Here is a 20,409-nt window from a genome sequence, read left to right as displayed (position 1 = left end):
TGATACTACATATACTATAGGAAACAAAAAGAACAGCTATCCCGCAAATGATACCCTTGCGACTCTTTGTAGGCTTTACGCTCTTGGCTACCTACCGCCGTCAATCAGGTACTGGTTTGTGTCGGGTGCTGCTCTTTCTTGATTTCCTATGCTACTAATATAACACGTCTAAAACCTAATGCTCATTCCTAATCCTTTGTTTTTCCTTCTATTATTCTTTACTCTCTGCTGCTACTTTATGGTGGTTAAAACATCTCTTTGGAGTTGATCTAGACTCTCCGCTGCATCTGACTGCATGTTTGGCATCAAATGCCCATATGTGTCCAATGTAAACGATACTGAGGTATGACCCAATCTTTCGGATATGACTTTGATGTGTGTCTTAAGCTGGATCAAGAATGCAACATGAGTATGCCGGAGATCGTAAAAAGCAATATGAGGTGCTTCGTATTTCTTCAATTGACGTTCCCACATACGTTGAATACTCCTCATTGTTGCTGGACCACCAAAAGACGTACAAACTACCAGATCGTTCATTTGATACTCGGAACCAAGTGATAAGCGTTCCTGTAAAATTAGTGATCGGTGCTCTTTTAATGCTTCAATCGTTTCAGTTGATAATGCGATTGATCTAATACTTGAATTAGTTTTTGCTCCCTCTTTGATGCGGCGACGTTTGGTTACTGTCTGCTTTATGGATAGAGTCTTATTTTTAAAATCAATATCAGACCAGCGTAAGCCTAATACCTCCCCAGGTCGCATACCAGTCATTATGGCAAGATATGTTGCAATCCAGTATCGGCTCGTCCCTTTGGTCTTCTCTAGAAAGTCAAAAGCAAATTCAGGAGTCCAAATTGGGCGTATTCTTTTATTCACCTTAGGCTTATCAACAACACTACAAGGGTTATACTCAATAAGCTTTTTCTTAACAGCATCATTCAGACATGTATTAACATTAGAGAACGTTCGCTTAACTGACCACTCACCAAGCCCTTTTTCTTCTATCATGAATGTTATGAAATCCTCTATATGCTGTGCATTCAATTTAGATAAGGGAATGTCACCAAGAGAAGGTTTAATGTAGAGCCTTATATTATTCTCATACATCTCCCTTGTTTCTTCAGATATCTTTCTTTTATTTTTACACCATTCTGAAATGAACTCTCCGAACGGAGTCTTTTGCGGATTAAAGTAAGTTCCATTCTTTAGCCTAGACTTATGCTCAACCTCAGCTGCCTCAGCTTCCTTTTTTGTCTTAAATCCACGTTGCTTCTCCCGATCTCGTTTGCCATTCGTTATAGTTCCCGTATAGAACGAATAATACCAAGGATTCTTTTTAACGTTCTTATCTTTATATACTCCCATGGGTAGCCTCCGATCATTTAAAAACATCATTAACACCAAATTAGCACCAAATCACAAAAAAAGCAAATAATAATCTCTGAAAACCCTTATGTATCAACGTTTTTCATGTTAGGTAGTACACCCTTCAATGGTGTCACCCCTCCTTGCCCTGGGTTTGTTTGGTATAACAAGGTAAAGGGATACAGTCAAAACATATTATGTATTGATGAAGTTAATGGTGCTGTCATAACTACAAAATGGGCTTAACCATCCGAAGCTTATTACACCGCTTTAGTGAGGACATTCACCCGCAAAACTTGAAATCCTCTTGGATAGAATCATCTCCTTACAGGGCAAACTACAACTTGTTGTTTCTTATTAAAAGGAGGTGTAAGTATGAGCAACTCGAAAAATAATCAACCTACTAAGGCAGAGGTACAAACTACGAAATTAAACAAATTGCCACTAGTCGGTAAATTCGAACCGGAATTTTCTGCTGAGGAAGCCGCAGAAGTATTCAAAAATCATCCCACTACGGAACATGAATCCCATAATGAACAATAAACTAAAGACGACACAGAATGGGGCTGTCGAATAAGTAGTTTTTTCCTATAAATGAGACAGCCCGGTTAATTATAAAAACTGTATGCAGCACATAGCAGCGATTCATCCATTATTGGAGAATCGCTGTTTTGTGTTGTTGGTCGTTGACTGCTCGCTTCAACAGTGTATTCATCATCTCCTTCAGAGGGTTACGGACCCAGATGACGTTATTAGTATATTTTTCGCCTTTTGAGCAGAGTTTCGGACCCCTATGCAGCTATTTATAAGAAAGAGATCAATATTTGGTATTTTTTTGGACAATAGCGACTATGAGGTCCGATAGCGATTCAAATCTCGAAAAAAGCTGCGTTTAAGGGCAGCTGTGTCCGATATCTGCTGCATTCGCGCAAAAAATGATCAAATCAAACGAAGTGTTAACTTGCTAATACCCGGATGTAATTAGATATATTTCTACAAACTCAACTCCCAGTCCCGGGAGTTTTTTTGTCTTACAAAATATAACTATGAAATACATCACAATTTTATATTGACAGTAAATGTATACGGACTTATGATAAGTCCAGCATAAATGATAACGATTATCATTCACATATAAAAAAAGGGGTGCTTCATTCAATGAAATTCACATATGCCGTGCCTGCAGGTCTACTTGCAGCCTCCATACTATTTACCGGGTGTGCCAGTAACAACAATAACAGAAATAGCAACACTAGCAATAATAACTCCGCAAATGCTGCTGCTAACAGTACCAAGGCAACAAATACATCTGATACTACTACAGCAACTACTGCCGACTTTACATCAGCGGTTGAACAATATCGTACATATGTCATCAAGCAATGTGATGAATTTGTAAAGCAAACAGAAAATTTCACGAACGCAGTTAAAGAAGCAAAGATTGAGGATGCAAAGGCACTTTATGCACCAGCCCGCATGTATTACGAGCGAATTGAGCCGATTGCAGAAGCACTTGGTGATTTGGATCCGAATATTGATGCCCGTGAGAATGACGTAGATGCTGCTGAATGGCGCGGCTTCCATAAGCTTGAAAAGGCACTCTGGCAGGATAACACAACCAAAGATATGACCGAAGTTGCTGATCAACTATTGAAAGATGCCCAGCTTCTACGTGCAAAAGTAGAGACCGTAGAGATCGATGCCAATCTGCTTGTTACTGGTGCTGTAGAACTGCTTAATGAGGTTTCTTCTTCTAAAGTAACAGGTGAGGAAGAACGTTACTCCCACACAGATCTGTACGATTTCGTCGCTAATGTTGAAGGTGCCCAAAAGATATACGAGCTGTTAAAGCCAGAACTGGCGAAAAAAGATGCTGAGCTGGAAAAAACGATTGGTGAACGTTTTGCAGCCTTGCAAGCTGAGCTTGCTCCTTTCAAATCTGGAGATGGATATGTTTCCTATGAAGAGCTGAAGGAAGAAGATGTGCGTAAGTTGAGTCAGAATTTGGATGCCTTGGCTGAGCCATTGTCCAACATGGGAACTATTCTAGGAGTGTGATCATCATGAATAAGCAAAATAGATCTACCGGTTTACCAGCGAATGCAGAGGGTACTCCTCTCAATGAAGAATCCAAGAGCAATCTTATATTAGATAAAAAACTGAGCCGCCGCGATATGCTGCGGCTTACTGGCGCCACTAGCCTTGGTCTATTATTAGGTGGTGGAGGTGTTGGTGGAATTATGGCTGCTCGCAATGCCGTAGCTGAGCCAACAGTAGCCTCCGATGCTGATTCCATTCCTTTTTACGGGAGTCATCAGGCCGGCATTCTAACCCCTGCGCAAAATTTTATTTACTTCGCAGCCTTTGATCTGACCACAACGAAGCTATCCGATGTAAAAAAGCTAATGCAAGCATGGACAACTGCCGCAGCTTCTCTTACTACTGGCAGCCTCATTGGCGACGTCAATGACAACCCTAATCTCCCACCCTCCGATACAGGTGAAGTGGATGGTTTAAACCCTTCACGCTGTACACTTACCTTTGGTGTCGGCCCTTCTTTTTTTGACAACAGATTCGGTTTATCTTCCAAGCGTCCAACCCTATTAGCCGACCTTCCAGCATTTACGGGAGACAACCTGGATCCTAAGTGGTGTGGTGGAGATATTTGTGTCCAAGCATGTGCTGATGATCTGCAGGTGGCCTTCCATGCCATCCGAAATCTGGCACGTATCGCCCGTGGCACAGCCGTACTCCGCTGGACACAAGAAGGCTTCCAGCGCACAGGTGCAGCCGATCCTAAGGGAACGACGCCTCGTAATCTTCTGGGTTTCAAAGATGGTACGGGTAATCCTGATACTACGAATGAAGCAGAAATGAACGAAGTGGTCTGGAACAGCAGCAGTGACGGTCCTTCATGGATGAGCGGCGGCACTTATATGGCAGTTCGCCGTGTACGTTTTCGAATTGAGGTCTGGGACCGTTCCTCTCTAAGCGATCAAGAAGCCACCTTCGGCCGTTATCGTCATAATGGAGCGCCTATCGGTGCAAAGGATGAATTCGATGATCTGAATCTTAAAGCGGCTGATGCTTCCGGGAAGCCCGTCATCCCGCCGGATTCACACTCTGCCTTAGCGCATGGTGACGGCACAGTCAAAATGCTGCGCCGTTCCTACTCCATTTCCAGCGGATTAGATATCGCAACAGGTCAACTCGATGCAGGATTATTATTCATCAGCTTTCAACGGGATTTAATGAAGCAATTTGTTGCGATCCAGCAGCGCCTCTCGAAAAGTGACCGGCTAAACGAATATATGACGCATACAGGCAGTGCGGTATTTGCCTGCTTCCCAGGTATTCGCCAAGGCGGCTACATCGGGGAAGCCCTTTTAGGCTAAGCCAGCCCTAAGTTTCCAATCGAATGTTCCTGTCCATTATTGAAAGGGGATTATCCCGATGTACTCTCTTAATAAACGGCTGCTATCGAAGGCAGCCGTACTGATTCTGTTTAGCATCATGTGTATACTGATGCTATCTAACCCGGCGGCGAGGGCGGAGGGTGATGGCTCGGTCGACGAGCTGCTGCCGCCTGTCGGCAGCGCGCTCGTCGAAGCCGGCCAGAGCCGCTGGGACGCGGCCGCCGCCGATGTAGAAGCGTTCGCTGCGCTGTGGCGCACCGCGAACGCGAACACGCCGGACCCGGCACTTGCCGGTCCGGCTGCCGCCGTTGACGCCGCGCTTGCAGACGCGGCGGCGGCCCTTGCGGCGGGCGATGGTGCGCCCGCCAAAACGGCACTGTCCACGCTCGCAAGAAGCGTGGACGCGTATGTCACCGCCGCCTCCGGCACGGACGGCGGTGACACTGGAGCCGCCGGCCAGGAGACGGCGGCGAAGCTGTTGCCCGCGGCGGAGCGCACGCGGGATGCGGTGCGCAGCGCCGACTGGAGCGCGGCAGCGGCAGCGTACCGTGACATCGTCAGCGGATGGAAGCCGGCAGAGCGCAACATCCGGGCCGACAATTCCGCCGTCTACAGCTTGCTGGAGACGAAGATCAGCCTGTTGCGCATCGCGCTGCAGGCAGAACCGCTCCGCGAGGAGTCGGCGAAATCAGAAGCAGAAGCCTTATATCAGCTGCTTGCTGATTACAGTGAAGGCAAAGCAATAGATGCTGGGGATACTTCCGGTAAACCAGCATCTATTGAAGGACTGATCAGCCATCTCAACAAAGCTACTTCCAACGCCAAAGCAGGCAACAGCGCAGAAGCAGCTAACATCATGGAGCAATTCATCGTAGATTGGCCCTCTGCTGAAGGACAAGTACAGATCGCATCTCCAGCGGTCTATACCAATATTGAGAACGAAAGTGCAGCAGTCACTGGCTATTTGCTCTCTAATCCACCTAAGCTAGATCAAGCCTTAAAGATCCTGGATAATATGGTCACTGAGCTGACTCCTTTGGCTGGTGAGACAACCTATAATGCTTGGGATGCTGCGCTAATTCTTCTGCGTGAAGGACTGGAGGCGATCCTCGTATTGTCTGCCCTTCTTGCCTACCTGAAACGTGATGGCAACGCAAAAGCACAGAAATGGATTTGGTCTGGTGCAGCTGTAGGACTTGTAGCGAGTATCGGATTAGCCGTTGTACTCACCTATACCATTTCCCGCGCGGCATCTGGTGGAGCACGCGAGATGATTGAAGGCATCACAGGTCTTGTAGCCGTCATTATGATGCTTACCATTGGACGCTGGCTGCATAGTAAATCAAACACCGCAAATTGGAACAACTATGTTGGACGGCAAGTGGATGGAGCATTAGCCAAGGGCAATCTCTGGTCATTGTCCTCCGTAGCAGCGCTTGCGATTTTACGTGAAGGAGCAGAAACCACCATTTTTTATGTAGGGATGGCCCCTTCCATTAAAGTTTCTCAATTGCTGCTAGGGATCGGTAGTGCTCTAGTGATTCTAGGGATTGTGGGTTACGCAATTATTGCCTTAAGTGCGAAATTGCCGATTGCCGCCTTCTTCCGTACAGCTACACTTCTTATTTACTATTTAGTATTCCGCTTTCTTGGAGAGAGCATTCACTCCCTTCAAGTCGCAGGGAAACTACCTGCACATGTACAGGATGGGTTACCTTCTATTAGCTGGCTCGGGATGTATCCAACTTGGGAAACTTTAGTGCCTCAGCTGCTTGTCCTTGCATTTATTGTGTGGGAAATGCTGCGCAATAGAGCACCAAAAGCGTCACAAACTGTATAACTACAAAGAAAAAACGGTTGTCATCTTTTAACGATGACAACCGTTTTTTGTAGATTTTAAATGAAGCCGATCCTAGGACCATTACATTAGAAATGAAACTAGATGACCGGTCCGTCACGCCCGTTAGGTTACGCCGGTTTAGTCCGGTAATCCCTTGCAACTACAGTCTAATTTATGAAATGGATTCCATAGCAAGCTTTTTATTTGCAAAGTAATTTACGGACGATATGATAGAATAAAAAGACTAGACACTACACACAAACACCAAAGGGAGGCTGTTGTTCTCGAATGGCTAATATAAAAGAAATCGCCCGTATGGCTGGTGTTTCCGTGACAACGGTCTCGCGAGTACTCAATAATCATCCTTATGTAAGTGAAGCCAAACGAACCGCTGTCTTAAATACAATTGAAAAATTAAACTACACGCGTAATATGAATGCCGTGCATCTAATTACCGGCCGTACCCATGCTATTGCCGTTATTATTCCTAATATCAACCTTTTTTATTTCTCTGTAATTATTGAAGGCTTGGCTCAAGAAGCGCTGCTAGCGCAATACCGCTTGATTCTGTGCCAGACCGATTATCGTCATGAAGAAGAGCTCAAGGTTCTGGAGATGCTGCGCAACAAAGAAATTGACGGCGTGGTAATTGTATCTACGAGAATGAGCTCAGATGTCATTGAAGAATATACTGCATATGGCCCGATAGTCATCTGCCAAGATAGAGGTGAATGCCGCTTCTCTTCCGTATATATTGAGCATTACTCCGCTTTTCGTTCCGGCCTCCAGTACTTGAGTGACAAGGGGTACCGACAGATCGGATACTGTGAAGGCAGACAGCATGGCAGCAGTAGTTCCATCCGGCAAATTGCATTTAGTGACTTTCTAGCCGCTACAGGTCAGCCTTTTCATGAAGAATGGATGATGTATGACTGTATGAATGAAGAGGACGGTGGACGTGTACTGCACCAACTGCTGAAAATGAAGAACCGGCCTAATGCCCTAATTATTTCAGGCGATCATGTGGCAGCCGGTCTAATCATCGAAGCGTGGAAGAACGGTATCCGTATTCCTGAGGATCTGGCCGTCATCGGATTTGACGACCAGCCGATCGGACGACTTTTAGGTCTAACCACTATAGATAACCAGTTACCCGAAATGGGCGTTACAGCTTTTCGGATCATCTATGATCAGATCCAAAATAATGATAGTCATCCTGTACACCGTAAGCTTGAGTATCGTATTATTGAACGTTCTACGGTATAGCACGTTTCAGGTATTGTTCAAAAACGGTCCACCTCGCTGTCTTCTGTGAGTGGGCCGTTTTTATTTAAATAGAAGAGAGACTAATAATTCTCGCATATTATCCTTATTGTATTCATTTTTACCCCTTGCATCCGGATAGATTTTGTTTTATTCTGAGTATGAAAATAATTTTCTTATTTCAAGAAGTAATTTTAAAAATAATTTTAAAAAGCTACATTAGAAGTCGAGGTGGATTGATGTCCCCAATTTTATATGCACTTGAGCATGAAAAGTCCAAGCTATCTCAAATGGAGCGCAAGCTGGCGGAACGGATCCTGTCATCACCAGGTGAAATCGTTCATATGGGCATCACAGAACTCGCGGAGCAATGCGGTATTAGTCCTGCTACTATCACACGTTTTTGTAAGGTTCTACATTTTAAAGGCTTCCCAGATTTCAAAGTAAAGCTGGCGGCTGAAATTGCTCATAGCGATGCAGCGCCTCAAGATGGCGGTTCTTCTTATCAGGATATCGTTGCAGGTAACCCGCTTTCCGTAATTGTGGAAGCGATGCAAACGAACCACCTGACATCCATTCGGGATACTACTTCACTCCTAGATCTGGAACGATTACAAGCAGCCGTTAATTTATTGTGCCAAGCACGGCGAGTGGATCTTTACGGGATGGCGACTTCCTCCATTGTCGCACAAGATTTCTATCAGAAGCTGATCCGCATTGGCGTGAATTGCACCGCTTTCGCTGATTCCCATATGCAGATTACATCTGCTTCTTCGCTATCTGAAGGCGATGTCGTATTCGCAGTATCGTATTCCGGAGAAACCCCAGAGACCATTGATGCTTTAACTTGTGCCAAAGCCAGCGGAGCAAGCACAATCGCTCTAACCTCTTACGGCAGCAGCACCTTGGCAACTCTGGCTGATATTCCTCTCTTCTCCTCTTCTCTGGAAAAAGGAATGCGCCGAGGAGATATGGCTTCACGTATTGCCCAGCTACACATCATTGATATTTTGTTTACTGGAATGGTCAGCACCCGTTTTGGGGATTTTATTCCTAGACTGGAGCAATCTTATTTGAATGTCCAACATTACCGAAACAAACGAGGAGGTCAATCTTAATGAATATTCTTAAGTTCAATAGTGATGAAGATTTTGTACAAACGGGTGCGAATCTTATCGCCAGCCTGCTTCAAAGCAATCCAAAAGCGGTGCTCGGTCTAGCGACCGGAAGTTCCCCAGTTGGTGTTTATGCCAAATTGGTTGAAATGCACCAAAAAGGACTTGTAAGCTTCTCGAAAGCTACTTCCTTCAATCTTGATGAGTATATCGGATTGCCTGTTGATCACCCGCAGAGCTATCGCAGTTTTATGAATGAGCAATTATTCAATCATATTGATATTGACCCAGGACAGACACATATCCCTAATGGCAATGCAGCAGATATGGAAGCGGAGTGTCTCGCATATGACAAAATGCTGGAAGAGAACGGACCGGTTGACTTGCAGATCCTCGGGATTGGAAGCAACGGTCATATCGGGTTCAATGAACCAGATACCAATCTGAGCAGCAAAACCCATGTCGTTGATTTGCTTGAAGACACACGGGAAGCAAATGCCAGATTCTTCGACTCTTTGGACGATGTACCGCGGCAAGCAATAACCATGGGCATCGGAGGCATTCTCAAAGCTCGCCAGATTCTATTGTTAGTACGCGGTGCTGGCAAAGCTGAAGCCATCCGGAATGCCGTTGAAGGTCCGATTACTACCCAATGCCCTGCATCTTTACTGCAGAGCCATCCGAATGTAATCGTCCTTGTAGATGAAGGAGCAGGAAAATGGCTGAAATAAATAAAGAACCAGGAAAATTACTGTTTGGTAAGGTTCTGACTCCCCAAGGATTAATTGAGCATGGCGTGATTGCCGTATCAGGTGAGCAAATTCATTATGCCGGCGAGGCAGCATGGCTTCCAGAGGCTTACGCGCATTGGCCAGCTGATGGTCAAGAATCAGAAGACCTGCTCATCCCTGGATTTGTAGATGTGCATGTACATGGTGGAGCTGGCCACGACTTTATGTATAGTGATGCTGAATCTTTAAATACCATCACTAAATTTCACAGTTCCCAAGGCACAACTACCATGCTGGCTACGACAATGACTGCCTCTAAGCCAGCCATTGACCAAGTATTTACCGAAATAAACGCATATCGCGCCACTGAGATGCCATACACACAAATCGCGGGCATGCATTTGGAAGGACCGTTCATCAGCCCAAAATGGTCCGGTGCACAAAACCCTGAGCATATTGTTCTTGCCAATATTGAGTGGCTGGAACAATGGGAGAATGATTATCCGGGCATGATCCGGCAAGTCACATTGGCTCCGGAACGTGAAGGTGCACTAGAAGCTATCCTCTGGCTACGTAAGCATGGTATTACCGCTGCTCTCGGTCACACCGATGCTTCCTTTGAAGAGGTTATTGCCGCGGCAGATGCCGGATTAAATCAAGCCGTGCATATGTTTAATGCAATGACACCATTACATCACCGCAAGCCTGGAACTGCTGGTGCTGTAATGTTCGATAAACGCATACGTGCGGAGATCATCGCCGATGGCATACATGTTCATCCTGCAGCGATTTCTCTAGTGGCTAATCTAAAAAAAGATAACAATTTGTTATTAATTACAGATGCCATGTCTGCAACTGGTCTTAGTGATGGCGAATATACAATCGGTGATTTACCTGTGCTGGTTCAAGATGGCATCGCCACACTTAAAGATAACCCTGCCGCTTTGGCGGGTAGTACACTTACCATGATTCGTGGCTTCCGTTATCTCGTACAAGAAGTAGGGCTCACCTTAGAAGAAGCCTCCCGTGCTGCAAGCCTTACTCCGGCGATATCCATTGGAATGGAGCGTTCCATCGGTACCTTGGAAGCCGGAAAACGTGGTGATATCCTGCGTCTTGACGCTGAATTGAATTTGCGAGGCGTATGGATTGGCGGTCGCCCAATTACCATTTAATAAGGTGGTTATATAATAAAAAAGCAACAATTCTCGCCACAAAGGTGAGGACTGTTGCTTTTTTTTGGTTTATAAAATCGAACTATTGATTAATAATTACGTGTTGGGAAAATTCGTTCAACCATCGTTCGGAATTCATCCACAAAACCCTTGATTGGATGACCCGCACGGGCCTCTTCTGCATAAACGTTAACACGCTCAACAAAGTCTGGGTTTGCTGATACATATACATCCTTAATCGTTGCATCATGTTTTTTAACTTCAGCAGCGATTTTCGCTTTAATTTCTTTAGTTACTGTATCTGTTTCTTTCATATTCATAGTGTTATTTGTATTGTTCATGTGAGTCGAATGAGTACTGTTCATGTGAGTCGAATTACTTCTGTAATTCGTTCCATGCGTACTATTGGTGTAGTTTGGAGTGGTACTGCGAATACCCATTCCAGTCCCTAAACCATCTGTCATTCCTGTCCCGGTTCCAGTTGCATTTCTGGTTCCCAGGCCCATTCCGTTACCAATACCCATCCCCATATTGACATCACGTTTCGAACCGTTGCTATTCAGCAGAGGTCCATTATTATAAGTATGGGTTCTTGTCCCAGTCGTTCCAGTACCTGTTCCCAGACTTCCCATTCCGGTTGTTCCATTTCTGTGAGTACCCATGCCAAGTGTTGCAGGTCCAGTGCTTGTTGTACCAGGGACTGTATTCACAGTGCCTCTTAAGGTTCCGTTCGTTCCATTCGTTACGGCCCCTGTATCATTCATTCCATCGCGTCCTATTTTCACTCTTCCTGTACCCGACATTACTCCAGTCGGTCCATAATTGTGAGGAACTGTAGACGATTTGGCTCGATAAGATGTAGTACCTTTGGCTCGAAGACCAGTAGTTGTATCATGTAACGTTACAGCGACATACGCATTTTTACCTGCCAGCATTACGTTCGCAGTGCGAACTTCAGGCATAGCAGCAATACGATCAGCAAGCTCCTGACTGACCTCCATTTTTGTAATATTATGCGTACCCATTGTTCCTCCGCGCACGGAGTTTACACCGATACGTCCGTCATTTACCCCCCGGACACTGTTAGTTTGCACATTAGTCTTTCCTGCCGTGTTCGTCCCACACCCTGTAATACTCACCAAGCCTAGAAGTAATGCGGCTGAGACTGACATGCTGATCTTGGATCGCAACATGAATTCATCCTCCATCTCTATTGTTGTATGTGTGCAGCGTAACAGTCGTTAGCATGACCTTCCGAAGAACAAGCTATCCTGAAAGGATTTGGAACTATGTCTATTTACCGTCACCTGCGAATGCACATCGGCGTATCTTATAAACAGTAAGCCGTATTTCAACGAGTCGGTATTGCTCCGCAAAAGTCAGGAGGCACGTGCATGAAAGTTTTATTCACGTTTTATATACCGAGTGGCGGGGTGGAGACTTTAAATAAGCTGCGGTGCGAGAGTCTCCAGCGTAATGGGATCGAATGTCATGTTTTATATCTAATGCCTGGTTCAGGAAGCCAGAATAAGGCTAACTTTCCGGTCTTCATTTCCTCTATAGATGAGGAGATTAAAGAAGTACTTGAGACACATAACTATGATGCCATTGTTGTTACATCCGATTATTTATTGCTTAAGCGTCTGCGTGAGCTCGGTTATGGCGGTATTTTGATATACGAATCTCAAGGACTTGGAAAACGGAGTCATGCGGAAGATCTAATCAAAGACGCTATTCCTTATTTCCGCTCCTACTGTAACGCTGTCTTAATCCCACCAACGGATCATTTACTGGAGCTGTTTATTGAAATCTGTCCATGGCTGCATCGGTATGTCATTCCCAATATTGTTGATGTTCAGTCCTTTCAGCACATCCCTGCTGAGCCTCCAGCTGATCCGGTCATTGCTTGGGTTGGACGTCTGGAAAGCAACAAAAATTGGCGGGAATATTTGAACATCGCCCATCAAATTCGCCTTCACAAACCAAACCTTCATTTATGGATGTTTCATGATCCTGAATTAGCCGCAGAGGATCAAAAGCAGCTCTTCCAAGAAGAATTGCAGGACTTAGGTCTGAACGACCGTCTGAGCACCTTTACCAATATTCCAAATCATGTGATGCCGATTTATTATTCCTCCATAGCCAATTCTGGTGGGTTTCTGTTATCCACCTCGGTTACAGAGGGATTTGGATATGCTGTTGCGGAAGCCATTTGCTGCACTTGTCCCGTGCTTAGCACGGATTCCGACGGCGTTAGATCTTTTATTGTGCATAATATTTCCGGTAAATTTTATCCTCTTGGCAACATCCAAACGGCCGTCAATGAAGGATTAGAGCTAATGAACAATATGCCACTGCGAAATGCACTCCGCCAGCAAGGAAGAAATTATATGGTTTCACGTTACGGTACGGAAAAATATGCGCAGTCTTTTCGTGAAATGATGAACTCCTTTGCCATCTTCTAACTGCAAAAGAACCTTCAAACCACTTTTTTGTGGATTTGAAGGTTCTTTTATAATTTTGGGACATACTAAGAGGGATTTCTTGATACAATCTCAAATAGCATATTTTGAAATATTCGTGTACTTTTTTCCCAAGTGAAACCCTGTGAAACCTCTTCCCCCTTACGAGCCAATCGTTGGCGTAAAGACGGGTCTCTAATTAAGGTTATAATGTCATCTGCAAGCCGATTCTGAAATCGGTAGGACATTAAGCAGTTATGGCCATGTGTGCAATATTCCTTATTCCCACCGGCGTAAACCGTAACGAGCGCTGCACCACAACGCATAGCCTCGATCCCTGGTAACGAACCTGTATCATACGTGCTAGAACTTACAAAAATGTCGCTCTCACTATAGTGGAAACAGAGTTCTGTATCATTCGCTGGAGTTCTTATTTGGTAACGTTCGTCGTTCACTAGGGCTTGTAGCGTTGTAGATTCCGCTTGTTCTCCGGGAGGAGAAATTATATATATTTCAACCTCTGGATGGTGGGCTTTAACCTTGTTTAATTGCTGAAGTAAATAATCCTGCTCACGGTGAGCTGAGAATCCTCCCTCTGGTTTGCGCATAATCGCGGAAATTACCAGCCTTTTATTACGATCACGGATTTTCATATTTTTAAAAACAGGACCTACCCCGATCGGCACGATTCTCCCTTTAATTCCATGGTTCATCTGGACAATTCCTTGTTGCCAGTGTGATAGAACGAGTAGGTTAGGTGCAATATTATACGATGAAAAAGAACGGCTATTGTCAGGTAAAAAGGTAGGCTCATAACAAAGGGCTAATCGAACATGAATACCTTTCCCCTCTTCACTTGCCCGCTGTGATACCTCGACTGTGGTATAGAAGTTGGAGATAATCACATTTCCTGCAGGAAAATCGCTTGCTGCCAGTTCCCCTTCTTTTGCATAGATCAGTTTGCATTTCATCTCGTATTCTACGACACCATCGCTGGGTAAGAGGATCGTCACTTCATGACCCATCTCTGTCAGACGATTAGCCAGCTCCGTGAGCATACGCTGCGCCCCGCCCCTAGTTAGAGTTAGAACAGGAAATATTAATTTCATTTCCCTCTCTCCTTTTGCAACAAGCGTGATAGAACCCGGCGATGTCTTGCTTGTACCTGCTCAATCTCCTTTTTCTGCTCCTCTTTGTGAATCACTGAGCCCATTTCATTATGAACTCGGTAATCAAGCAGCGGTTCTTCTATATAAGACCATGTATAATACGGCAAAATACGCAGCCATAGATCATAATCTTGTGTGTACAACAATTTCTCATTAAATCTCCCTACTGTGCGGAAGATATCCATATGGAGAAGAACCGTACTTCCATTCACCGGACAGCCTAACATCATCGTCTCAATAAAATGTGCCCTACTGTCAAAAATCATATTTATCGTCTCGGAAATCCGCTCACCCTGCTCGTTTACATAATAATAGGCTGTATAATTAAACAAAGTATCTGTGCTCTTGAGCATTTGTATCTGGTGATTTATTTTATTCGGATGAAATAAATCGTCAGCACTTAACCAGGCAAAATAAGTTCCAGTAGCCACTTCTATCCCTTTGTTTAGCGCGGAGGCGGTTCCTCCATTGCTTTTTCGTATATAAATAATCTTATCCTTGAAGGGTTCAAGCTTCTCCATCCAAAGGGTTGCCCCATCATCAATTAAAATGATCTCTATGTTCGAATAACTTTGTTCCAAGACGCTTTGGATGGCGAGATCCACATATGGACAGTTATAAAAAGGAATGATCACCGACACTTTAGGTTCTTTATTCATGCGCTCACCTCCTTCACCTGAAGCTCGGCCTTTATACTGTTTTGCAAGCCAATAAGGCATCTACCGGGGCATGCCCTTCACCAAACGCCTCAAGAAACGATGGATTTTGAGCATGATGAAAGCCTTTAAGTACAGTTACAGCATACCCCAGCTCCATAAAATCCTCTGGCTCCCATCCGCTCCGGTGCTTTTGATAATGTTCTCCTTGCAAGTGATAGTGGTCCATTCCCTCCTGCGGAAAAAAACCCCGAGGTGTAAACACGACTACACGATTATAGGCGATTCTTTCTGCCATCCGGAGTAATCTCTGTCCTTCCTTCCTTTCAAAGTGTTCTATGGAATCAATGAAAGTGACCGCTGAGAACGTCTTTGGAAGGAATAATTTATCCATATGAGAAGCATCCCCGTGCACTGGAATAATATGAGGTGATTTATATTCACGATGCATTAGGTAAGGTCTGTGAATTTCTAGCCCAAGGACTACTTGAGCTTCATACCGTTCAAGCAGGGTACCGGTGCCGCTGCCGATATCCAGTATACTTTCACAAAATTTCAACTGATCCAATAAGATTGGTAGAAAGTCATTCACTTCAATTTCCCGGTACATAACCTTCTCACCCCCCCATCGAAGAGATCAAGTGCTGGAGCGGACCCTTGTAACGAGCGTTGGTTGCAGCTGCCTCTGCCATAATTACATCGTAATACTTAAGCGTCCCCATCCCTTCATGATTACGGTATGCGGTGAGTGACTGATTCAGCATCACGGGTGCATACCCGTTCAGAATCGCACGGTACCATAAATCATAGTCATGTGTATAGGGAAGTGATTCATCAAAAAGCCCAATCGCTCCAAACACCTCTCGTTTGAACATCACCGTACAACCATTGATAGGGTTCCCTTGTAAGAAGCATCGTAAATATTCGAGATGACTAGGAAATAATAGTGCTGCATTCATTTGGAGTAACTGGGATTGACCGTTAATAAAATTGAAGTTGGTATAGGAGATCAACAAATGGTTCTGCTCCATGAACAGCACCTGATTATTGATTTTGTCTCGATAGAATAAGTCATCTGAGCTGAGCCAGACCACATAGTCTCCGCTTGCATGCAAGATGCCGTGATTTAGTGCAGAGGCGGTTCCTCCGTTACTTTTCCCTAAATAATGAATTCGCGGAAAATACGGTCTAATCAGATCTGTGTTAACGGTCGAGCCGTCATCGACGACGATGATCTCGTAAGGTTCCCAAGACTGTGAAAGCACACTTTGCAAAGCATGCTCTATATAAGGGCAGTTATAAAAAGGAATCACTACCGATACTTTCGGTCTCATAACATCCGTCCTTCCCAGTTCACGCGGCAATAGTCCAAAATATCTGTTAAGGACTGGCTAAACTCAATTCCCGGCTTCCAGCCTAATGAAGATACATTTTCTTCAGGTGTTACAGAGGCATCTGAAGTTATTAGTTTATCCTCCGCCACTCCGTTAACCGGAATAGAGAGAGCAGCTTGTTCTGGTCCCCAGTCCATCGGAATTGGGGCACTGGAGCAGCTTATCAGCTGCTCCGCAATATCCCCAAGCTGCCGCTGTGTCCCTGAATCAATTCGATAAATGGTTCCATTAGTTCCCTCGCGCAATATAAAATCATAAGCTCTTACAGCATCGCGCACATCCAGAAAATCACGTAATGCATAGCGAGAAGAAAGTTTAAAGGGAGGGATTTCTTCCACTGCATGCACTTCACTACGAACAATATGCTGTGCCAATAATGAGCAGAAACCCGTAGAAGGACCAGGACCGATTAGGTTGCAGGGCTCAGCCAGCAGAACGGGCTGTTTAAACAGCGTCCCCCAAGCCAAAGACACCAGCTCTTCTATTGTTTTGCTGAGACTGTATGGGTGTGGTGGCCCTGCCACCACACCCGGTTTGAATTTAAGTCGCGAGCCTACTACAAGAATTCGACTGGTAGGTAGACTTCGCATGGCTTCTAGCAAATATAACGTAGCCATCACATTCGTCTCCATAAAGAGCAAAGGGTTACGCCAAGACTCGGGCACCGAGTTGTTTCCTGCCAAATGAAGGACAGCCTCCGGTGTAGTTTCCTTGATCATCTCAGCTACGGCCTTCCGATTGCTTAAATCACAGTAATAAACCTTCACTCCTTCTGGAAACAAAGCGGAAGCCAGGGCACCCGCTGTCGATAACGGACGCACCACAGCGGTAACCTCAGCGCCTCCTGCCAAGAACAAATGAACAGCATGCCGACCAGTGAATCCGGCCGCCCCGGTAATTAGTAGTTTTTGACCTTTCATGGGGACATCTCTGACTGTTTCATCCAGTCAACCAGTTCTTGCAGCATCAATGGGTACGAAGGCAACGGCAAATCAACATCCGTTCTTGTATTCACTAATGTTCGATCTTGAACATGTTCATCCTCAGGGATGATCTCCACATCCTCTTTATGAAAAGCAGCCTGAATATGCTGAAGGAGCTCATACTTACTTACCGGCTTCGGATGCGCTAAATGGATCAGCCCCGATACCTTAGAATCCAGCAGCGTATCCATCGCCTTAGCTAATTGGAGTGTAGTGACTCCGTTCCACATCACCCGGCGGTATCCTGACACTTGACCATGCTGTGCCAGAAACCAATCCATCAAACCAATACCATCTGGGCGGATTTCTGGACCAATAATCGAAGTCCGGATCGTTAGATGACCAGGTTGCCGCACCTCGCCAAGACTTTTCGAAATCGCATAGGCAGAGGTTCCATCAGGAGCATCTTCTTCTGTGTACCCCCCGCGTGTTCCTTCAAACACGCAGTCGGTACTGATGTGAATAAGTCTCGCATGAACAGCTTCCGCCTTCCGCCACAGGTGATGAGGAAGAAAGCCATTCACATGGTAAGCCCCTATTTTGTCACGTTCTGCGAATTGATTGAGTACCCCCATCGCATTAATGATGCAATGAGGAGAGACGATATCGACCAGCTTCTCTACTCCGGCTATATCGTTCGCATCTACATACAGCCCGCCAAGATCGCTCTTATCCCGGGTTGTATGGAAGACGTGATGCTTGCCCTGGCGGCGAAAATAATCCGCCAGCATATGCCCCGCCATACCGTTTCCACCAAGGATAAGCAGCTTCATTGCAGGAACCCTCCTCGAATCAAGATGCTTTTGATCTCTTCCTGATCCATTAGATTCGTCTCGGAGCTGAAACTATTAAAAGAGACATGAGGATAAGCGCTATAATGTGCCTTTAACTCTGGCATGTTCAGCGTAGGGAGAATCACTAGATATTGTTCATCGTAGACAACGGTTGTTAAGCTTTCGAAATCGCTCATTAGAATCTCGTGTATTTTCTCCCCCGGACGAATTCCGGTCTCGATAATACTTACATCGGGCTCTCCAGAGGCTTCGATTAAGACCTCAGCCAGGTCGATAATCCGGCAAGTAGGCATCGTCATGACAAAGATTTCTCCACCTAAGCTAACCTCAGAAGCTTTAAATAACAATGTAATCGCATCGCGTAGTGTGAAAAAGAAACGGGTCATTTTCATATCGGTAATACGTACCTGTCCCTTGTCCTTGATCTGCTTCATGAACAAATGTACGACGCTGCCGTTCGTTCCGAGCACATTACCTCCACGTACGGTTACAAAACGGGTGTTTGAACCAATTAGATTGGCATAGACGAACAATTTTTCCCCAATCGCTTTGGTCATTCCATAGAAGTTCGACGGGTTCGCAGCCTTATCCGTCGAGATGTAAATGGCTTTCTCAACGCTATTCACAATGGCTGCTTCGATCACATTCTGAGTGCCTACAACATTGGTTTTGAGCGCTTCATAGGGCTGATCTTCACAGACTGGAACATGTTTGAGCGCCGCCAAATGGAAAATATAATCAACGCCACGGCAGGCGGCGATCAGCGCATCCTTGTCGCGGATATCACCAATGATAAAGCTGAGACGTTGATCCTCGAACTCCCGGCTCATCGCCACCTGAGCGGACTCACTGCGGGAGAATACGATGATTTCCTTAGGATTTTGCGGCAGAAGTTGCCTAATCAGCTCATGCCCCCAGGAACCGGTGCCGCCTGTGACCACAATCCGTTTATTATTGAACATGCAGGTTCCCTCCAAGCAAAAATTTAACTACCTTTACCGAAACATCCGGAGTTAAGTAACCTTCCGGAGCCTCCCAATCCCGACGGAGCGCCGTCATCAGCTTGACGCTACGTAGAATACTTTTCTGGTTAACACCTGACACCACGTTACTTCCGCAATCTACCGTTTCGGGACGCTCCGTTGTTCTGCGAATCGTAACGGTTGGCACTTTCATCAAGCAGCATTCCTCCTGTACGGTTCCACTGTCGGTAATGGCACACAAGGCGTGCTGTTCCAAATAAACAAAATCAAAAAATCCGAAGGGCTCATGAAATTCAACGAGAGGGTTCATTGGAAGAGAAAATTGCTCAGTTAGTTTGGAGCGAGTGCGAGGATGAATGCTGCATATTAAACGAATTCCAAAATGCTCAGCCACTGCGTTAAGACCTGACATAATTTGTACAAGGGACTCTGGATCATCTACATTCTCTGCACGATGTGCTGTTACAAGGAAATACTGCCCTGAGGTAAGATTCAGCTGCTCCAGAATGCTGCTAGCCTGAATTTTCGGTTCAAAATGAGTCATGACCTCATGAATCGGATTTCCTGTTAACACAATACGTCTGCTAGGGAAGCCTTCGCTGATTAGATGTCTTTTGCTCTGCTGTGTATATGGCATATTAATGGTCGAAACGGCATCTATGACACGGCGGTTTTTCTCTTCAGGCACTTTTAGGTCATAGCAGCGGTTGCCTGCCTCCATATGCACCACTGGAATACCCATTCGTTCGGCCAAAATCGCGCATAACGCGCTATTCGTATCCCCCAGAAGCAAGACACGGTCTGGCTGTTCTTTCTGTAAAATGCTCTCTAGCCCTCCGAACATGGCGGCAAGCTGGCCGCCGAGTCCTGCTTGCTTATCCTGCAGCACATAATCTGGCGCCCGCAGTCCTAGCTCAGCAAAGAAAATGCCGCTGAGACTGGCGGTGAAGTTCTGGCCTGTATGCACCAGAATGTGCTGCTCAGCATGTTCGTCGAGAAGCGGAATGATAACACTGAGGCGGATGATTTCAGGCCTCGTGCCTAAAATCGTCATGATCTTCAT

19 protein-coding genes are annotated in these 20,409 nt (G+C 45.4%); 9 read left to right on the top strand and 10 right to left on the bottom strand.

Annotated elements, in window-relative coordinates; translation table 11 throughout:
• Positions 1-231: 231 nt before the first annotated feature.
• Positions 232-1,365, bottom strand: a complete 1,134-nt coding sequence (locus NSQ29_RS01160) for a site-specific integrase (protein WP_341124134.1) — start codon at positions 1,363-1,365, stop codon at positions 232-234.
• 375 nt (positions 1,366-1,740) lie between these two features.
• On the opposite strand from NSQ29_RS01160, the gene NSQ29_RS01155 reads away from it, so the two are divergent.
• From NSQ29_RS01155 to nagA, 8 genes are all read left to right on the top strand, one after another.
• Positions 1,741-1,908 (top strand): hypothetical protein, encoded by a 168-nt coding sequence (locus NSQ29_RS01155; RefSeq protein WP_179085837.1) that lies wholly within the window; start codon positions 1,741-1,743, stop codon positions 1,906-1,908.
• A 615-nt stretch (positions 1,909-2,523) separates the two neighbouring features.
• Entirely contained in the window at positions 2,524-3,423 is a 900-nt protein-coding gene (gene efeO / locus NSQ29_RS01150) for an iron uptake system protein EfeO (RefSeq protein WP_341124133.1), read from the top strand.
• Between the two features lie 5 nt (positions 3,424-3,428).
• Complete coding sequence (gene efeB, locus NSQ29_RS01145; RefSeq protein WP_341124132.1) at positions 3,429-4,760, top strand: iron uptake transporter deferrochelatase/peroxidase subunit; 1,332 nt, start codon at positions 3,429-3,431, stop codon at positions 4,758-4,760.
• 58 nt (positions 4,761-4,818) lie between these two features.
• Positions 4,819-6,621: an FTR1 family iron permease gene (locus NSQ29_RS01140; RefSeq protein WP_341124131.1), complete on the top strand. Its 1,803-nt coding sequence runs from the start codon at positions 4,819-4,821 to the stop codon at positions 6,619-6,621.
• A 288-nt stretch (positions 6,622-6,909) separates the two neighbouring features.
• Positions 6,910-7,887, top strand: coding sequence for a LacI family DNA-binding transcriptional regulator (locus NSQ29_RS01135; protein WP_341124130.1), 978 nt, complete (start codon positions 6,910-6,912; stop codon positions 7,885-7,887).
• 236 nt (positions 7,888-8,123) lie between these two features.
• A complete protein-coding gene (locus NSQ29_RS01130; protein ID WP_042191459.1) occupies positions 8,124-9,002 on the top strand; it encodes a MurR/RpiR family transcriptional regulator in 879 nt (292 codons plus the stop codon).
• Entirely contained in the window at positions 9,002-9,730 is a 729-nt protein-coding gene (gene nagB, locus NSQ29_RS01125) for a glucosamine-6-phosphate deaminase (RefSeq protein ID WP_042191461.1), read from the top strand. Before NSQ29_RS01130 ends, nagB begins: the two co-directional genes overlap by 1 nt.
• Positions 9,718-10,905 carry an N-acetylglucosamine-6-phosphate deacetylase gene (nagA, locus tag NSQ29_RS01120; RefSeq protein ID WP_341124129.1) on the top strand — a complete coding sequence of 396 codons (1,188 nt, stop codon included), beginning with the start codon at positions 9,718-9,720 and terminating at the stop codon, positions 10,903-10,905. Before nagB ends, nagA begins: the two co-directional genes overlap by 13 nt.
• Before the next feature lie 89 nt (positions 10,906-10,994).
• On the opposite strand, the gene NSQ29_RS01115 is transcribed toward nagA, so the two are convergent.
• The gene (locus tag NSQ29_RS01115) at positions 10,995-12,098 is read right to left on the bottom strand and encodes a YhcN/YlaJ family sporulation lipoprotein (protein WP_341124128.1); all 1,104 of its coding nucleotides are present in this window, start codon (positions 12,096-12,098) and stop codon (positions 10,995-10,997) included.
• Between the two features lie 201 nt (positions 12,099-12,299).
• On the opposite strand from NSQ29_RS01115, the gene NSQ29_RS01110 reads away from it, so the two are divergent.
• The gene (locus NSQ29_RS01110; RefSeq protein WP_341124127.1) at positions 12,300-13,370 is read left to right on the top strand and encodes a glycosyltransferase family 4 protein; all 1,071 of its coding nucleotides are present in this window, start codon (positions 12,300-12,302) and stop codon (positions 13,368-13,370) included.
• 65 nt (positions 13,371-13,435) lie between these two features.
• On the opposite strand, the gene NSQ29_RS01105 is transcribed toward NSQ29_RS01110, so the two are convergent.
• Genes NSQ29_RS01105 through wecB form a run of 8 tightly spaced genes read right to left on the bottom strand, consistent with a single transcriptional unit; the run spans position 13,436 to position 20,409 of the window.
• On the bottom strand, positions 13,436-14,476 hold the full coding sequence (locus NSQ29_RS01105; protein ID WP_341124125.1) for a glycosyltransferase family 4 protein: 1,041 nt from the start codon (positions 14,474-14,476) through the stop codon (positions 13,436-13,438).
• A complete protein-coding gene (locus NSQ29_RS01100; RefSeq protein ID WP_341124123.1) occupies positions 14,473-15,195 on the bottom strand; it encodes a glycosyltransferase in 723 nt (240 codons plus the stop codon). The genes NSQ29_RS01105 and NSQ29_RS01100 overlap by 4 nt, the downstream gene beginning before the upstream one ends.
• A gap of 31 nt (positions 15,196-15,226) precedes the next feature.
• A complete protein-coding gene (locus NSQ29_RS01095) occupies positions 15,227-15,802 on the bottom strand; it encodes a class I SAM-dependent methyltransferase (RefSeq protein ID WP_341124122.1) in 576 nt (191 codons plus the stop codon).
• A 7-nt stretch (positions 15,803-15,809) separates the two neighbouring features.
• A complete protein-coding gene (locus NSQ29_RS01090) occupies positions 15,810-16,526 on the bottom strand; it encodes a glycosyltransferase (protein WP_341124121.1) in 717 nt (238 codons plus the stop codon).
• Positions 16,523-17,506, bottom strand: a complete 984-nt coding sequence (locus NSQ29_RS01085) for an NAD-dependent epimerase/dehydratase family protein (RefSeq protein WP_341124120.1) — start codon at positions 17,504-17,506, stop codon at positions 16,523-16,525. Before NSQ29_RS01085 ends, NSQ29_RS01090 begins: the two co-directional genes overlap by 4 nt.
• The gene (locus tag NSQ29_RS01080; protein ID WP_341124119.1) at positions 17,503-18,342 is read right to left on the bottom strand and encodes a dTDP-4-dehydrorhamnose reductase family protein; all 840 of its coding nucleotides are present in this window, start codon (positions 18,340-18,342) and stop codon (positions 17,503-17,505) included. The genes NSQ29_RS01085 and NSQ29_RS01080 overlap by 4 nt, the downstream gene beginning before the upstream one ends.
• Positions 18,339-19,325, bottom strand: coding sequence for a polysaccharide biosynthesis protein (locus NSQ29_RS01075; RefSeq protein ID WP_341124118.1), 987 nt, complete (start codon positions 19,323-19,325; stop codon positions 18,339-18,341). The genes NSQ29_RS01080 and NSQ29_RS01075 overlap by 4 nt, the downstream gene beginning before the upstream one ends.
• Entirely contained in the window at positions 19,315-20,409 is a 1,095-nt protein-coding gene (gene wecB / locus NSQ29_RS01070; protein ID WP_341124117.1) for a non-hydrolyzing UDP-N-acetylglucosamine 2-epimerase, read from the bottom strand. The genes NSQ29_RS01075 and wecB overlap by 11 nt, the downstream gene beginning before the upstream one ends.

It is taken from the genome of Paenibacillus sp. FSL F4-0236 (assembly GCF_038000135.1).
In the GTDB taxonomy this organism is placed as follows: domain Bacteria; phylum Bacillota; class Bacilli; order Paenibacillales; family Paenibacillaceae; genus Paenibacillus_AQ.
This window is presented reverse-complemented; position numbering and strand designations above follow the sequence as displayed.

Excerpts from the sequence above, each read along its gene's own strand:
- NSQ29_RS01160 (WP_341124134.1), bottom strand. The coding sequence starts at position 1,365 with ATGGGAGTATATAAAGATAAGAACGTTAAAAAGAATCCTTGGTATTAT.
- NSQ29_RS01155 (WP_179085837.1), top strand. The coding sequence starts at position 1,741 with ATGAGCAACTCGAAAAATAATCAACCTACTAAGGCAGAGGTACAAACT.
- efeO (WP_341124133.1), top strand. The coding sequence starts at position 2,524 with ATGAAATTCACATATGCCGTGCCTGCAGGTCTACTTGCAGCCTCCATA.
- efeB (WP_341124132.1), top strand. The coding sequence starts at position 3,429 with ATGAATAAGCAAAATAGATCTACCGGTTTACCAGCGAATGCAGAGGGT.
- NSQ29_RS01140 (WP_341124131.1), top strand. The coding sequence starts at position 4,819 with ATGTACTCTCTTAATAAACGGCTGCTATCGAAGGCAGCCGTACTGATT.
- NSQ29_RS01135 (WP_341124130.1), top strand. The coding sequence starts at position 6,910 with ATGGCTAATATAAAAGAAATCGCCCGTATGGCTGGTGTTTCCGTGACA.
- NSQ29_RS01130 (WP_042191459.1), top strand. The coding sequence starts at position 8,124 with ATGTCCCCAATTTTATATGCACTTGAGCATGAAAAGTCCAAGCTATCT.
- nagB (WP_042191461.1), top strand. The coding sequence starts at position 9,002 with ATGAATATTCTTAAGTTCAATAGTGATGAAGATTTTGTACAAACGGGT.
- nagA (WP_341124129.1), top strand. The coding sequence starts at position 9,718 with ATGGCTGAAATAAATAAAGAACCAGGAAAATTACTGTTTGGTAAGGTT.
- NSQ29_RS01115 (WP_341124128.1), bottom strand. The coding sequence starts at position 12,098 with ATGTTGCGATCCAAGATCAGCATGTCAGTCTCAGCCGCATTACTTCTA.
- NSQ29_RS01110 (WP_341124127.1), top strand. The coding sequence starts at position 12,300 with ATGAAAGTTTTATTCACGTTTTATATACCGAGTGGCGGGGTGGAGACT.
- NSQ29_RS01105 (WP_341124125.1), bottom strand. The coding sequence starts at position 14,476 with ATGAAATTAATATTTCCTGTTCTAACTCTAACTAGGGGCGGGGCGCAG.
- NSQ29_RS01100 (WP_341124123.1), bottom strand. The coding sequence starts at position 15,195 with ATGAATAAAGAACCTAAAGTGTCGGTGATCATTCCTTTTTATAACTGT.
- NSQ29_RS01095 (WP_341124122.1), bottom strand. The coding sequence starts at position 15,802 with ATGTACCGGGAAATTGAAGTGAATGACTTTCTACCAATCTTATTGGAT.
- NSQ29_RS01090 (WP_341124121.1), bottom strand. The coding sequence starts at position 16,526 with ATGAGACCGAAAGTATCGGTAGTGATTCCTTTTTATAACTGCCCTTAT.
- NSQ29_RS01085 (WP_341124120.1), bottom strand. The coding sequence starts at position 17,506 with ATGAAAGGTCAAAAACTACTAATTACCGGGGCGGCCGGATTCACTGGT.
- NSQ29_RS01080 (WP_341124119.1), bottom strand. The coding sequence starts at position 18,342 with ATGAAGCTGCTTATCCTTGGTGGAAACGGTATGGCGGGGCATATGCTG.
- NSQ29_RS01075 (WP_341124118.1), bottom strand. The coding sequence starts at position 19,325 with ATGTTCAATAATAAACGGATTGTGGTCACAGGCGGCACCGGTTCCTGG.
- wecB (WP_341124117.1), bottom strand. The coding sequence starts at position 20,409 with ATGAAGATCATGACGATTTTAGGCACGAGGCCTGAAATCATCCGCCTC.